12 protein-coding genes are annotated in these 14,123 nt (G+C 67.7%); 5 read left to right on the forward strand and 7 right to left on the reverse strand.

The genetic code is table 11. The features are described 5' to 3' along the window. The first annotated feature begins 302 nt into the window (after window positions 1-302). Window positions 303-599 (forward strand): DUF4242 domain-containing protein, encoded by a 297-nt coding sequence (locus tag NI2_RS06995; RefSeq protein WP_067487612.1) that lies wholly within the window; start codon window positions 303-305, stop codon window positions 597-599. On the opposite strand, the gene NI2_RS35540 is transcribed toward NI2_RS06995, so the two are convergent. Next, entirely contained in the window at window positions 596-3,478 is a 2,883-nt protein-coding gene (locus tag NI2_RS35540; protein WP_067487614.1) for an ATP-binding protein, read from the reverse strand. The two genes, NI2_RS06995 and NI2_RS35540, sit on opposite strands and share 4 nt — an antisense overlap. A 143-nt stretch (window positions 3,479-3,621) precedes the next feature. Here NI2_RS35540 and NI2_RS07005 point away from each other — a divergent pair, with 143 nt between their 5' ends. Continuing rightward, the gene (locus tag NI2_RS07005; protein ID WP_067487616.1) at window positions 3,622-3,984 is read left to right on the forward strand and encodes a cupin domain-containing protein; all 363 of its coding nucleotides are present in this window, start codon (window positions 3,622-3,624) and stop codon (window positions 3,982-3,984) included. 32 nt (window positions 3,985-4,016) lie between these two features. Next, window positions 4,017-5,393 carry an FAD-binding oxidoreductase gene (locus tag NI2_RS07010; RefSeq protein WP_067487618.1) on the forward strand — a complete coding sequence of 459 codons (1,377 nt, stop codon included), beginning with the start codon at window positions 4,017-4,019 and terminating at the stop codon, window positions 5,391-5,393. 31 nt (window positions 5,394-5,424) lie between these two features. Here NI2_RS07010 and NI2_RS07015 read toward each other — a convergent pair whose 3' ends face one another. From NI2_RS07015 to NI2_RS07030, 4 genes are all read right to left on the reverse strand, one after another. After that, on the reverse strand, window positions 5,425-6,597 hold the full coding sequence (locus NI2_RS07015) for an NAD(P)/FAD-dependent oxidoreductase (protein ID WP_067487620.1): 1,173 nt from the start codon (window positions 6,595-6,597) through the stop codon (window positions 5,425-5,427). Between the two features lie 82 nt (window positions 6,598-6,679). Next, a complete protein-coding gene (gene sigJ, locus NI2_RS07020) occupies window positions 6,680-7,624 on the reverse strand; it encodes an RNA polymerase sigma factor SigJ (protein ID WP_067487622.1) in 945 nt (314 codons plus the stop codon). A 45-nt stretch (window positions 7,625-7,669) separates the two neighbouring features. Continuing rightward, window positions 7,670-7,948, reverse strand: a complete 279-nt coding sequence (locus tag NI2_RS07025; RefSeq protein WP_084476050.1) for a hypothetical protein — start codon at window positions 7,946-7,948, stop codon at window positions 7,670-7,672. A gap of 91 nt (window positions 7,949-8,039) precedes the next feature. Further along, window positions 8,040-8,978: an SDR family oxidoreductase gene (locus NI2_RS07030; RefSeq protein WP_067487626.1), complete on the reverse strand. Its 939-nt coding sequence runs from the start codon at window positions 8,976-8,978 to the stop codon at window positions 8,040-8,042. A 141-nt stretch (window positions 8,979-9,119) separates the two neighbouring features. On the opposite strand from NI2_RS07030, the gene NI2_RS07040 reads away from it, so the two are divergent. Then, on the forward strand, window positions 9,120-9,971 hold the full coding sequence (locus tag NI2_RS07040) for a helix-turn-helix transcriptional regulator (protein ID WP_084476052.1): 852 nt from the start codon (window positions 9,120-9,122) through the stop codon (window positions 9,969-9,971). Window positions 9,972-10,044: 73 nt separating this feature from the next. Here NI2_RS07040 and NI2_RS07045 read toward each other — a convergent pair whose 3' ends face one another. After that, window positions 10,045-11,418 (reverse strand): PucR family transcriptional regulator, encoded by a 1,374-nt coding sequence (locus NI2_RS07045; RefSeq protein ID WP_133734170.1) that lies wholly within the window; start codon window positions 11,416-11,418, stop codon window positions 10,045-10,047. Between the two features lie 9 nt (window positions 11,419-11,427). Between NI2_RS07045 and NI2_RS07050 the strand changes: the two genes are divergently transcribed. After that, window positions 11,428-12,663: a PucR family transcriptional regulator gene (locus tag NI2_RS07050; protein WP_067487633.1), complete on the forward strand. Its 1,236-nt coding sequence runs from the start codon at window positions 11,428-11,430 to the stop codon at window positions 12,661-12,663. Between the two features lie 24 nt (window positions 12,664-12,687). Here NI2_RS07050 and NI2_RS07055 read toward each other — a convergent pair whose 3' ends face one another. Further along, window positions 12,688-14,115: a phytoene desaturase family protein gene (locus tag NI2_RS07055; protein ID WP_067487635.1), complete on the reverse strand. Its 1,428-nt coding sequence runs from the start codon at window positions 14,113-14,115 to the stop codon at window positions 12,688-12,690. Between the last annotated feature and the right edge of the window lie 8 nt (window positions 14,116-14,123).

A 14,123-nucleotide genomic window follows, 5' to 3' on the forward strand; every position in this document is an offset into this window, starting at 1 on the left:
CGGCCCATGACCGCTGTGGCGAAGTCGTCGGGATGCCACCACCCGGATCACGGGCGGGTGCACGAGGCTCCGGCCGACCAGGCAGCACCGCTCGGTGAGTTCGGCTCGGTAGCGCTGTTCACCGCAGGTCGCCGGGCTTTTCACTGCGCCGTCGTGGCCATCTGTCGAGCGTGGTCCGCCGCGACGGCGGGGCTCTGCAGGCTGTGCGGAGGGTCGGGCATCGAGTACCGTGAAAACCGGGGACCGCCGTTCGGACCGGTGCACCGTGTGGGCCGCGCTCGAGCACAACCAAGGGGCGTCCGATGCCGATATTCATGGTGGAGCGGCAATTCGCCGAACAGCTCGAAGTGGCCCCGGAGACCGCCGCGGAGATCAACCGGATCAACGACGAGTTCGGGGTGCGCTGGCTCAGTTCGTTTCTGTCGCTGGACAAACGCAAGACGTTCTGCCTCTACGAGGCCGACAACGTCGAGGCGATCCGCGCCGCCGCGGTCAGGGCCGGAATCCCCGCCGACGCCATCATGGAACTGTCCGGCACCATCACCCCGGACGGAGCCTTCGCCCCGCTGTCGACAGCAGACGGCCCGACCATCGGCTAGAGCAGTCCGTGCTCGGTGGCGAAGATGGCGGCCCTGGTCCGATTCGGCGCGGCCGTCTTGATCAGGATGCTGCGTACATGGTTGGCGGCGGTATTGGCGCTGATGAACAAGCGTTCGCCGATCTCGCGATTGGACAGCCCGTCGGCGACCAGGCGCAGCACATCCACCTCGCGATCGGTCAACCCGTTGGGCAGCGTCACGTGCTCGCAGTGTGGCGCGGGGTCCGCGTCCAGATCCCGCAGAATGCGACGGTGTCCGATCCGCCGCGCCAGCGCGCGTGCCTCGGTGGCGAGGTCGGCGGCGGTTGGTCCGGGCACGGCGGGGGGACGACGGAGCCGGTGCCGGTACCAAGCCGCCAATGTCTCGGCCTGGTGAGTCACCGCCCCCATCCGGCGGTCCATCGCGAGAGCGTGCTCGAAGTGCATGTCGGCACTGCCTGCACCGAGCACCGAGTCGAGTTCGGCGAGATAGCGATCCGCACTGCCGAATACCGCCACGCTCGCACCGGCCATCAGATTGGCGCCGGTGTACTCGGCCATCAACGGGCGCAGTGTCGCCGCCACCTCGGTGTCGTCCAGCCGTACCGCCGCTTCGGTGGCGAAGGCCAGCACGCCCGCCCATTGGGCGCCGAAACGGTGATCGGCGAGGCGCTCGCACAGGTGGGTGAGCAGGCGTGCGGCCGGCTGCCACATCTCCAGTTCCGTGTACAGCGCCAAGAGTCCCGGCAACCAGTGATCGTCGAAGCTCTCGCGGCCGGAGACGAGCGGACGAACCTGCTCCAAGCCACCGGTGACCCGCCGGAGCATGAACTGCTGCACACCCCACGAGCCCTCGGTGGCGCCGCCGAACTCCTGGGCGAACTGGTCGTCGAGCCAGTCGATGATCCGCTCGGTGCCAGCGAAGTCGCCGACGGCGAACCGGTGCGCGCAGCGCGAGCATCCGGCGACATACCGGAAGAACGGCTGACCCCGAGCCAACGCCAACTCGGTCAGGTCGCGCTGGGCGCTGCTCCACGCCACCGCGTCGCCGAGCAGGTAGGCGAACACCGCGCGGTGGAAGGCGGCGGGTCCCCGGTAGTCGTCGTCACCGAGGCGTGCCCCGATGTCGTTGAGCTCCATCGCTCGTGCCAGCAGTTCGGGTGCCAGATCGGGGCGCATACCCTGCCACAGCGTCGTGCACAGAGCGTGCGCGAGCAGCTCCGGATCACCGATGACCCTGGCCCGCGACAACGCATCCTCACCGATCCGGCGAGCCCGCCGGGAATCGCCGGTGAACGACGCGGCGCGACCCATGCTCGCGTGAGCGCGTACCGACAGGGGGTCGCCGGGATCCAGCGCGGCGGCGCCCAGCGCCTCGCTCAGCAGCGTTAGCGAGCGCTGACCACTCGCGGAGGGCCGCCACGAGGCGTTCTCGTGCCCGATCGCGGCGGCCAGCCGGACGCGCGGATCCCCGTCCGTCGCGAGCTCCTCGTAGAGCCGACGGGCGGTGTCGAAGTCGCCGCCGTGCAGGCGACAGCGCGCCGCCGCCGAGAGGAGCTCGACCCGGGTCGGGCCGTGCGCGGCATGCGCCTGCGCGGCCCGCTCGTACAGCGCCGCCGCCTCGCGATGAGCGATGCCGCGCTCGGCCTGGCGGGCCGCGAGCACCAGATAGTGCACCGCCTTGTCCGCGTATCCGAGGGCACGGGCCCGGAAATAGTGATGAGCCAGCGCGGCCACCCGGGTCGGGTCGCGTTGCTCGAGGGCAACCGCGACCCTGGCGTGCGCGGCCGCGAGATCGCCCGCCGACATCCGGTCGAGCACGGCCTGGCGAGCGAGGGCGTGCGCGAAGCGATACTCGCCGTCCGCGGTCCCCGCGACGAGAAGTCCGGCGCGCACACCGAAGTCGATTCCCGCGAGGACCTGGTTCGAGTCGAGTCCGTCGGTCAGGATCTCGGGGTCGACGACATCACCGGCGGCCGCCGCCAGTTCGATCACCCGCGCGTGGTCCACATCGAAGGCCGCCAACCGACGGGCCAGCGCGTCCTGGACCGATCGCGGTGCGGCGACAGCGGAACCTACCGCGGTCAAGCCGCCGCGGGTCGCCAGGTCGTGCCAGTACTCCTGGAGGAAGAACGGATTCCCACCGGTGTGGTCACGCAGTACCGGCGCGGCCGACAGCGCCGACCCCCGCGACACCCCGGCCGCCCGGACGAGGTACTCGGCCACCTCCTCGGTGCTGAGCCCGGCGAGGTCGATCCGGGCGACACCGTCGAGCCGATGCAGATCGGCGAGGGCGAAGCTGACCGCATCCGTGCGGTCCGGTGCGGTCGTCCGAAGCGTCGCCAGCACGAGTAACCGCTCACCGGCCGTGGACTCGACCAGATGGGACAGCATCGCCAACGTCGGCTCCGAGGCCCAGTGCAGATCCTCGAGGACGAGCACCAGCGGGCAGCGCTCGGCGGCCGCCAGCAAGACCCGCATGAGGGCGTCGAAGAGGGCAGGTCGCGAGTCCCGGTCACCCGGCTTCGGTTGCGCCGACGGCCAGTACCGCGACACGCTCGTGGTGAGCCGCAGCAGCGGGGCAGCCGCGGCGGGCGCGACAGCGCGCAGAGCTTCGGGCGGGGCCTGCTCGATCGCCTGCTCGAGAATCGCGACGAAGGGCCGGTACGGGATGTCGAGGTCCTCGCGGCACGCGCCCCACAGCACAGTGGCACCCTGCGCGCGCAACGCGGTGGCCGCCTCACTCACCAACCGGGTCTTGCCGACGCCCGGTTCACCGCCGACGAAGACGACCTGCCGCCGATCACTCTCGACCGCCGCCCACACGGCCTCGAGCCGCGCGACTTCCGCGCCGCGACCGACGAAGGCCGTACCGCTGCTCGGCGACGCCGATTCGGTCACTCCTCGACCTTAGCCGGATTCGACGACCACCGAGATAGTCCGATCTGACCCCCTCGCGCCCACGTCGATCCGATCAGATCAGGTCAGGTGCGTGGCACCGGTTCTCCGTAGCGTCACAGGTAACGCCGACCGAGGAGCACGCCATGGCCACGAGGATCGAAGACCTGCCCATCGAGGTAGCCCAGGGCGAGTTGACCACCCGGTACATCGAATGGGGTGACATGGCTGTCCGATACGCCAGCGTGCCGCCCGAAACCGACTTCGGCCCGGTCCTGCAGGGCCTCCCCGACGACCGTTGCCCCAGCCCGCACTGGGGAATCGTGCTGGAAGGATCGTTGCGGCTCGAGCACGCCGACGGCACGGTGGAGACCGCAGCCGCGGGGGAGGTCTACCACTGGCCTGCCGGGCACACCGCCACCTCCGCCGGGGGAGCCGTCTTCCTCGAAGTCGGCCCGGTGGCGCAGATGCGTCAGTTCCACGACCACGTCCTGCGCCTGTTCGGCTGACCGCCGCACCGGCCGACCCCCAGGGAGCAGAAATGAACGGCACACCAGCACTGACCATGCTCGAAGCGGTCCGCGGCGAGGTGATCACCGCGCAGTCACCCGGCTACGACCAGGCCCGTTCGGTCTACAACGGGATGATCGACCGCAAACCCCTCGCGATCGTCGGCGCGGTCGACGTCGCCGACGTGCGCGTCGTCGTCGACACCGCCCGGGCGAGCGGCCTCGACCTCGCAGTGCGTGCGGGCGCGCACAGCGTGCCCGGTTTCGGCACCGTCGACGACGGCATCGTCTTGGACCTCAGCGCGATGAAGGGCATCCGCATCGATCCCGAGCGGCGGATCGCCCGGGTCCAGGCGGGCTGCACCTGGGGCGACTTCGACCACGCCGCACACACATTCGGCCTCGCCACCACCGGCGGCATCATCTCGACCACCGGGGTGGCCGGCCTGACGCTCGGCGGCGGCATCGGCTACCTCGCCCGCGCCTACGGGCTCTCGATCGACAACCTGCGATCCGCCGACGTCGTCCTGGCCGACGGCACCTTCGTCACCGCGAACGCGACCGAGCACCCGGATCTGTTCTGGGCGTTGCGCGGTGGCGGCGGCAACTTCGGTGTGGTGACGGAGATGGAGTTCGACCTGCACCCGGTGGACACCATCTACGGCGGACCCATGTTCTTCGAGCTCGAAGCCGCCGAACAACTGCTGCGGACCTACCGCGACTGGATCGCCGCGGCACCGCGTGCGATGGGCGCCTTCCCCGCCTTCCAGATCGCCCCGCCGCTGCCGTTCATCCCCGAAGACCGGGTAGGTGAGCCGTTCGTGCTCCTGGTGTCGTGCTTCAACGGCAGCGACGAGGAGGCCGAAGGACTGCTCGCGGAGCTGCGCGCTGTCGCGGCACCGGTCGCCGAGCATGTGGGCCGCATGCCTTACCCGGCTCTCAACGGCGCGTTCGACGCGCTGCTGCCCGCCGGGTTGCAGCACTACTGGAAGGCGGCGTTCCAACCCGAACTGACCGACGGCGCCCTCGCCGCGCACCTGGAGTTCGGTCCACGGGTGCCCGCCATGCAGTCCACCATGCACCTGTACCCGATCGACGGCGCCGTCCACGACGTCGCGGCGGAAGACACCGCGTTCGCCTACCGGACCGCGAACTTCGCCCCGGTCATCGCGGGCATGTGGCCGGATCCGGTCGACAACGAGGCCAACATCGAGTGGGTGCGCGGCTACCACGCCGCGCTCGAACCGCATACCGCCGACGGTGGCTACATCAATTTCATGGCCTCCGACGACCAGGGCCGCATCCGCGCCAACTACGGGCCCAACTACGACCGCTTGGCGGCCGTCAAGAAGGCCTACGACCCGGCCAACCTGTTCCATCTCAATCAGAACATCGCACCGGCGAAATAGCGGCCCGGATGCGCGGACGAGGCGCGGCGAATCAGGCCGTGTGCGCGGAGTTCGGCGAGGCCGCGGTGATGCGTCGCCTGCGCGACGGCATCATCGTGGTCGGGTGCGAAACGCTCCAGGCCGCGCTCTTGCAGACGAATTCCTTGAGGCGCGCGGCCGGTCGTCCGGTGAGCGCGGAGGACTTGGGCCGGTCGTCGGGGGTCACCCACTGCACGATGGCGTCGCGGCGGCCGAGGCTGATGCACTGGCCGGTATAGCCGATATCGTTGCGCGGCACCGCGCGTCCGGTCAGACGGGCGGCGATGGCGTCGGCCGCCTGGTACGCCGTGGGAACACCGGAAGCACAGGACATGCGCAGCGGGTCACCGCCCGCGCCGGGGGCGAGTGCGGCATCACCGACGGCATAGACGTCGGGATGTGAGATCGAGCGCATCGTCTCGTCGACGACGATCCGCCCGGTGTCCGACACGGTCAAGGTGGTGGCCGTGGGGATCGGATGGACCGCGAAACCTGCTGTCCACACCGTCATCTCGGCATGGATGACATCACCGTCACAGGTGACGGCACCGCTCTCCAGCACCCGGGCGATATCGGTGTGCTCGCGCACCGTGATGCCGAGCCGGTCGAACGCGGCGCGTAGGTGTCGGCGCGCCTTGTCGCTCAGCCAGTCGCCCAGGCCGCCGCGTGCGACAAGCACGACCCCGAGATCCGTTCGGGCTTCGGCGATCTCGGTCGCCGCTTCGATGCCGGTGAGGCCACCGCCGACCACCAGCACGGTCGCACCGGCGCCCAGGCTCGCCAGCCGCGTACGAGTGCGGAGCGCGGACTGCTTGCCCCCGATGTCGTACGCGTGCTCGGCCGCACCGGGCGCGTCGGCCGTGGCGATACTGCCGAGGGCGTAAACCATTGTGTCGTAAACGATCTCGTCGCCGTCATCGACGGTGACCGTCTTGTGGTCGACATCGACCGCGGTGACGCGCCCCAGTCGCACGCGCACCCCGGTACCCGCGAAGACCTCGGTCAGCGGGCGGCTCCTCAGGTCCTGCCCGGCCGCGAGCTGGTGCATGCGGACCCGTTCGACGAACTCCGGGTCGGCATTGACGACGGTGATGTCGACGTCGGCCGGGTGCAGCCGCTTGGCCAGACGTCCGGCGGCATTGGCTCCGGCGTAGCCGGCGCCGAGAACGACGATGCGATGCTTCATGGTCTCACTCCTGTCCGGGTGGTGTTCGCTTCCTGAACCGGGCAGCGAGGCGAAACCTGACAGCAGCGTGATGTGATCTAGGTCACCATCCGGTGAGGAGTGGGTCGGCGTGCGGGGTTGTCGCCCAGTGCCGGGTTGCGCGCTCGAGCTTGGCCGGGTTGGCCTGGGTGTGCACGGCCACGATCCCGTCGGTCGTCACCTCGAAGGTGATGAGGGCGACGATGCGGTCGGCGGCCACGATCACCAGTGCGGGAACACCATTGGCGATCGCGGCGTACAGATTGGCGCGGCCGCCGATCATCGCCCACTTGTGCTCGTTCGGCACGAACAGGCGGCGCAGGAACCGTGCCACCTGAAGCGAGCCGGTGATCGGGCGGTCCAGCGACGGGACCACGCCACCACCGTCGCCCGCGCTGATCGCGTCGTCGGTCAGCAACCGGATCAGCGACTCGGTGTTGCCGCTCAGCGTGGCGGCCAGGAATTCCTCGACCACCTTTCGTGCGGCCGCCTCGTCGATGTGCACGCGGGTCCGGTCGTCGGTCACGTGCTGTTTGGCACGCCGATAGATCTGGTAGCTGTTGACCTCGGTGATATCGAGGATGTCGGCGATCTCGTTGTGCGCGTAGCCGAATGCCTCGCGCAATACGTAGACGGCGCGTTCCTTCGGCGAGAGTCGTTCCATCAGGGTGAGTACGGCCATCGACACCGATTCGCGCTGCTCGACGGTGTCGGCCGGGCCCGCGATCGGGTCGGTGGCGAAAACCGGCTCGGGCAACCACTGGCCCACATACGCCTCCCGTCGCACCCGCGCCGACGTGAGCTGGTTGAGGCAGATATTGGTGAGCACCTTCGTGAGCCAGGCGGCGGGCGTCTCGACGAATTCGTGGTCCGCGGCGTGCCAGCGCACGAAGGTGTCCTGCACCGCGTCCTCGGCATCGCTCGTTGAGCCCAACAGGCGATACGCGATCGCCTCCAAACGCGCCCGTGAGTTCTCGAACTCCGCGAGCTCGCGCGCACCAACCGACATGGGACCGAAGCTAGTGGGTCCCGGACCGGTTCGCGAACTCGGGCGCTACTGGCAGTTGCGTTCGTCGCTCCCGTCGCCGCAGTCGTCGTCACCGTCGCACAGCCATTGTTTCTGAACGCACCGGTCGTTGTCGCATTTGAATTCTGTCGGCTCACAAGGGAACCGGCCGCTGTGGCATTCGGTGCGGGTATTTCCCGGCCCGAAGTCGAAGGAAACCAGCGCGTCGGTGCCTACGGTGGATTCTGCTTCGGCCGGTGTGGCCACGAGCGCGAGCGATAGGGCGGCGGACCCGAGCATTGTCGCGAGAACGGAAACAGCACGCATGAAAACCCTCCATAGCTAGTGGGGGACACGCTTGCGGAAATACGGTATTCCAGCAGTGTATGACGATAACGGGGAAATTCTCGCAAACCGCTCACCCGTACGAAACGCCGGTCAGATCCTCCGAGATCTTCCACAGTCGCGAGGCGCTGTCGGCGTCGCGCAGTGGTTTCCACAGCTTCTGCTCTCCGGGCGGGCCGCCGACTCGGCCCGGCCATTGCGGACCGTAGAAACCACCGTCTTTGGATTCAGGAGTGACCGCGGCCATGAGCGCGGGAAGTTTCGCGCTGTCCACGGTTCCCGCGACGATTCCGTGCGCCGAAAGCCAACGGATGATCCGTACCTGCATGGTGTCGCCGGTCCGTCCGATTTCCGGGCGTGCTGCGAGCAGGCTTGTCGGTGCGACACCGGGATGAGAGATGTTGCTGGTGATTCCCCAATTTTTCGCGCGGCTGAGGCGACCGAGTTCGAGCCCGAACAGCCCACACGCAAGCTTGGATCGCCGGTAGGACCGCATTCCGTCGTATTTCCGTTCCCAGTTCAGGTCTGCCCAGTTGATCTCGGCGTTGCGGGCCGCGATGCTGGATTGCGTGGTCACCCGCGCGTGACCGGCGCGTAGGAGTGGTAGGAGGTGGCCGGTGAATGCGAAATGACCGAGGTGGTTGGTGCCGAACTGCAGCTCGAATCCATCGGTCGTGGCCTGCCGCTCGGGCGGGGTCATGACGCCCGCGTTGTTCACCAGGAAATGGATCGGTGAACCGTCGGCACGCAACTGGTCGCCGAGCGCCGCGATCGACGCCAGCGAAGACAGGTCCAGATCGCGCAGAAAAAGTATCGCGTCAGGGTGCTGCTCGCGGATCTTCGCAATGGCCGCCTCGCCTTTGCGGCGATTACGGACGGGCAGGACGACTTCGGCGCCCGCGCCGGCGAGCATCGTCGCGATACCGAGTCCGATGCCATCGCTTCCTCCCGTCACGACCGCTCGTTTACCGGAAAGGTCGGGGATCGCGATGTCGTAATTCTCGCGCACCATGGGCTACTCCTGATGTCGACCTGCGTTGTGCACCGCTTCGGTACCTCAGGACAAGCCTTCCTCTCGCTACGGAACTTATCCAGGACTCGACGATCAGTGGCTGAGAGACCGCGTCCGGGCGGAGAAGGGGAAGATGTACATATGATCGATCGAGCGGGACTCGCGGAGTTCCTCCTTGGCCGACGGCAGGCATTGCAGCCCGAGGATGTCGGTCTGCCGCGTGGCAAACGTCGTCGAACTCGTGGGTTGCGGCGCGAAGAGGTCGCCGCGCTGTGTCACATGTCCCCGGACTATTTCGCGCGTCTCGAAAGAGCAAGCGGCCCGCAGCCTTCCGAGCAGATGGTCGCATCTATCGCGCAGGGCCTGCACTTGTCGCGGGACGAGCGCGACCATCTCTTCCGCCTAGCCGGGCACCAGCCGCCGAGCCGAGATGGCGACAGCGAGTTCATCAGTCCGGGCATGATGCGGATTTTCGACAGACTGACCGACGACACTCCGGCCGAGATCGTCACCGAACTCGGAGAAACGTTGCGCCAGACTCCGCTCGGTGTCGCGCTCGTAGGCGACCTGACTCGATACACCGGACCGTCGCGCAGCATCGGATACAGATGGTTCACCGACTCAGCGGCCCGTGCCATCCACCCTGCCGAGGACCACGAGTTCTTGTCGAGAATGTATGTTTCGGGTCTTCGGGGCGTGCTCGCAGTCCGTGGGCCGACATCCAAAGCTGCCCATCTCGCGGAGTTGCTCACCGCCGAAAGCGAGCAGTTCCGCACCCTGTGGAAACACCACGAGGTCGGCATCAAACCACGAGCGGTCAAGCGATACCTACACCCGACCGTCGGACCACTGGAACTGAACTGTCAAATCCTTCTGGACCCGGACCAATCGAATCTATTGCTCGTCTACACAGCGGTACCAGGAAGCGAAAGCTACGAGAAACTACAGCTGCTGTCCGTCATAGGTGCGACCACGCCGCTCGAGGCGCGTTGAACCCGCAACAATCCTCCCGAACCGGACCTTCGGCGGCGGGGAAACCCCCTGCCGGGGCACCCCTCGGTGCCGATCAGGAGGCTGGTCCGTCGGCCTCGTCCGCGCGGTGGGAACGTGCGGCCTGCATGTACTCGCGCACGGTCAGGGCTGCTCTCAGCCTCGTGATGAGCTCCGGGCTGCGGGGGTCGAGTCCGGCGAGTCGGTAGATCCGGCGGAGCCGATAGTCGACGGTGTTTTCGTGGATGTGCATCTCGCGTGCGGTGAGCCGACGATGCAGTCCGTTGTTCAGATGGACCCGCAGCGTAGTCACCAGCTCGGGATCTACCGCGACCGCATCGAGCGCGGTTTCGAGGCGGTCGCGGCCGGGGCCGGGACGAGTCAGCTGATATTCGACTGCGAGATCGTCGACATGGTAGAGCCCTGGCCGTTTTCGGAGTCTGCGCGCGACGTCGAGCAATTCGTGGCCGACTTCGGTGGCCGCCGGAATACCGTCACGCGCTGCCTCGATCGCGATCACGATCAGTGATGTCCGCGTGAGCATGTGCCGAATTGTCTCGGTATCCGGCGTGCCGTGAATCAAGACGGTGCCACCGAGCGTGCTGTGCAGCGCGGAAATAGGTTGTGTGAAAAGGTCTTCCAGCATCTCGACGAAGTTGCCGGGTGAAAGGGTTTTTTGCCCCGACGAGTGGGTGGCCACCGACAAGACGAGGTACCGCTCGGTGAGTGGTGTCCCGTGTTCACGGGCGATCGCGGATGCGTTTCGTCCGCTGAGCAGGGCGCGGGCGACTGCCTGCCGACCATGGTGATCGGCGACGAACCGATCGACCTCGAGATACACCCGGTAGATCGTCGCGTCGACCGTCTGCATTGCCTCCATGATCTTGGCGACATCGCCGAGATTCTTTCGGTACGGCGGATTCGAGATGTGGTCGTCGAGGTGAACGCGGAATCCTGTCCGCACGAGCCGGTGGACGGTTTCGATGGGAACACCGGTGGTCGCCCACCGTGCGGCAGCGGGGCGGAGTGCCGCGGGTACATCGTGTTCGCGCGCACCGCTCACCAATTCGAGGCATTGTGTGACAACGGCATGTATTTCGTCACGCAGGACATCGCCGTGCGCACTGTGCGGGCGAATCGCGTGCAGAACTCCGTCGACGATCCGCTGCGTAGCCCACGAGATCTGCGCGGGTGGCGCGAGGGGTATGGCACTGGTGTCGAACATGATCATCGTTGGTATAGCCGCATCTCCGCGAGTAGGGTCACGAAAGTTTGACGCGCACACGACTGCGCCGTCACTCCACTGAGCGACGATAACGAGCGGTAATACGTTGTAGTCGGCGACGTTCGTTGCCTCGTGCGCCGAGATGGCGGCGACGAAATTGGTGCGGACGCCAGGATTTGGCTGTATTCGACCGGACCTACCACTGTCGGCCTGTCTTAGGAACACAATCGGGGCATGCTCGTCGAAAAGCCTGTTTCCGTGCGACCCGCTCTGACCGCCCGCATGCTCGCGCGATGGCCGCAGATCTCCGAGCGCATGCTCGCGGAAGGTCTCGGTGCGACCACGCCCGCCGACCTACCCGCCGACCACTTCACCGCGGAGGTGCTGCCGACGATCCTCACCTGCGGCCGTGCGGTTTTGGAGGCCATCGCCGCCGGCCGTGACTTCAGTCAGGCCGAGGTCGCGGTATTCGTCGGACCGGTCGCCGAACGGCACGCCGAGGACCGGCTGCCGCTACGAATGCTGATCGCCGCGATCCACGCCTCGGCGAAGTCGTTGCTCGCCGAGGCATCGGAATTGGTCGAACCGGACGAGATGGACGAGTTCCTGGTGGCATTCGGCAGACTTCTCGATCTGCTCCGCGATATCAATCTGACGGTAGTGGAGGCGTATACCGAGGTCGAGCGCTCGATCTATCACGCCGAGCGGGAGGCGCGTCGCGAATTGTGCTCGGCACTGGTGCGTGGCCTGCCCGCCGAGGAACTCGCGGCACGCGCGGACACGGTTCTCGCCGATCACTACACCGTCTTGGCGATACACCTGAACGAACCGTCGCTGACCGGCAGCGCCGCGAATCTGGTGGCCCGGCGCCGGATCCGGGTGCTACAGCACGCACTCGACGACCTCACCGGCACCACCACCCCCGCCACTTTCGACGGGAAGAGTGGCATCGCGTTGGTGAGCGACAGCTCCGAGACCGGCACCCTCGAAGCCCAGCAGTTCGACCGACTCGCCGCGCGACTGTCGGAGCAATTCGGCGTCACCGTATATCTGGCCGAACTCCCCGGCATCAGCCGTGCGGATATTCCGGCCGCCGCCGAAGACGCCACCGAACTGACCGAATTGGCGCGCCTGCGCGGCAAACCGGGTGGCTGCTACCGGCTCGACGATCTGCTGCTGGAGTATCAGCTCACGCGCCCGGGCCCCGCGCGAGCGAGATTGGCGCAACGCGTGATTCCGCTGTTGGCGAGCCCGCACCTGCTCGACGCGCTGGAAGCCCATCTGCACTACGGTGCCGACCGCAAAACAGCCTCGCGCCGCCTCCACGTCCATCCCAACACCTTCACCTACCGACTGCACCGCATCGCCGAACTCACCGGCCTCGACCCCACCGTCCCCCGGGAATCGCGCATGCTCGCGGCCGCCCTCACCGTGCACCGACTCGACTCGGTCCGACGCGCGATGGATTGAGCTACGTCCCGCGTACGCCCCTGGTCATCGCCACGGTGAGGAGTGCGCCTTCTGCAGCGCTCGCTGGGCGGCGTTCGCGCCACACATGCCGTGGGCGCCCGGGCCCGGTGGCGTCGCCGCCGAGCACAGGTAGTGGCCCGGGACGCCGATGTCATAGGGCTGGAGGGTCTTTCGCGGGCCGAAGACCAGCTGCGGGATGTCCTTGGCGCCGGTCATGATGTTGCCGCCGACGAAATTCGGGTTGCCCGCGGCGAATTCGGCTGTGCTGTGGACCGCCATGCCGATCACCCGGTCGCGGAAGCCGGGGGCGAAGCGTTCGAGTTGGGCGATGATCGCCTCGGTGGCGTCACCGGTGTAACCGTTGGGCACGTGGGCGTAGGTCCACACCGGGTGGACGTCACCCACCGATCGTCCGGGGTCGGCCAGATACTGCTGACCGACCAGAACGAAGGGACGCTGGGGCATCCGGCCCGCGTGGATGTCGCGCTCGGCCACGGCGATCTCGGCGAAGTCGCCACCCAGGTGCACCGTGCCCGCCCGTCGCGCGGCAGGCGCGGTCCACTGGACACCACCCTCGACGGCGAAGTCCACTTTGAAAGCGCCCGGCCCATAACGGAACCGGCGATAGGCGCGGGCGACACGGGCGGGCAGCCGGTCGCCCAAGATCTCGGCGACCGCGGTCGGTGCGAGATCCCAGATCGTGATATCGGAAGGTGGGAGGTCCGCCGTCGACCGCACCCGGACACCGGTTTCGATCTTGCCGCCGTGGTCACCGAGGACCGCAACCATGGCGTCGGCGATGCGCTGAGAACCCCCGACCGCCACCGCCCACCCGTATCGGTGGCCCGCGGTGAGGATGCCGAGACCGATACTGGCACTCAGCGGCCGGTGCAGCGGGTGGAAGGCGTGCGCGGCGATGCCGCCGAACAGCGCCCGGCCCTGCTCGGTGCGGAAGGCCCGTGCCAGAAGTGTGGCGGACAGCGTCGCGGGAATCCCGAAACGGGCCAGCCGGATCGGATGCCGGGGGAGGCGCAGCAGCGGCCGCATGATGTCCGCGCTGGTGTGGTCGTAGCCGGCCACCGGGCCCTCGAACAGCCCCCTCCACAGTCGCTCGTCGGCGCCGAGTCCGGCGGCGGTGTCGCGGACCGAGCGGTGCAGCACCCCCGCGCTGCCGTCGTCGAGGGGGTGCACGCAGTCCAATTCGGCGTGCGCCCACCGCAATCCGTACCGTTCCACGTCGATGGTGCGCAGGAAGGGCGAGCCGACGGCCATCGGATGGATGGCCGAGCAGTGGTCGTGCAGCTGGCCGGGCACGATCGCCTCATGGGAGCGGGTGCCTCCGCCTACGGTGTCGGCCGCTTCCAGCACTGTCACTTCCAGGCCCGCCCGGGCCAGGGTGATCGCCGCCGCCAACCCGTTGGGGCCGCTGCCGACCACTGTCGCCGTCTTCATCGACTCGT

It is taken from the genome of Nocardia ignorata NBRC 108230 (genome assembly GCF_001612905.1).
GTDB lineage: Bacteria > Actinomycetota > Actinomycetes > Mycobacteriales > Mycobacteriaceae > Nocardia > Nocardia ignorata.

Coding starts and splice junctions, on each gene's coding strand:
- NI2_RS06995 (WP_067487612.1), top strand. CDS start 303: ATGCCGATATTCATGGTGGAGCGGCAATTCGCCGAACAGCTCGAAGTG.
- NI2_RS07005 (WP_067487616.1), top strand. CDS start 3,622: ATGGCCACGAGGATCGAAGACCTGCCCATCGAGGTAGCCCAGGGCGAG.
- NI2_RS07010 (WP_067487618.1), top strand. CDS start 4,017: ATGAACGGCACACCAGCACTGACCATGCTCGAAGCGGTCCGCGGCGAG.
- NI2_RS07015 (WP_067487620.1), bottom strand. CDS start 6,597: ATGAAGCATCGCATCGTCGTTCTCGGCGCCGGCTACGCCGGAGCCAAT.
- sigJ (WP_067487622.1), bottom strand. CDS start 7,624: ATGTCGGTTGGTGCGCGCGAGCTCGCGGAGTTCGAGAACTCACGGGCG.
- NI2_RS07025 (WP_084476050.1), bottom strand. CDS start 7,948: ATGCGTGCTGTTTCCGTTCTCGCGACAATGCTCGGGTCCGCCGCCCTA.
- NI2_RS07030 (WP_067487626.1), bottom strand. CDS start 8,978: ATGGTGCGCGAGAATTACGACATCGCGATCCCCGACCTTTCCGGTAAA.
- NI2_RS07040 (WP_084476052.1), top strand. CDS start 9,120: ATGATCGATCGAGCGGGACTCGCGGAGTTCCTCCTTGGCCGACGGCAG.
- NI2_RS07050 (WP_067487633.1), top strand. CDS start 11,428: ATGCTCGTCGAAAAGCCTGTTTCCGTGCGACCCGCTCTGACCGCCCGC.
- NI2_RS07055 (WP_067487635.1), bottom strand. CDS start 14,115: ATGAAGACGGCGACAGTGGTCGGCAGCGGCCCCAACGGGTTGGCGGCG.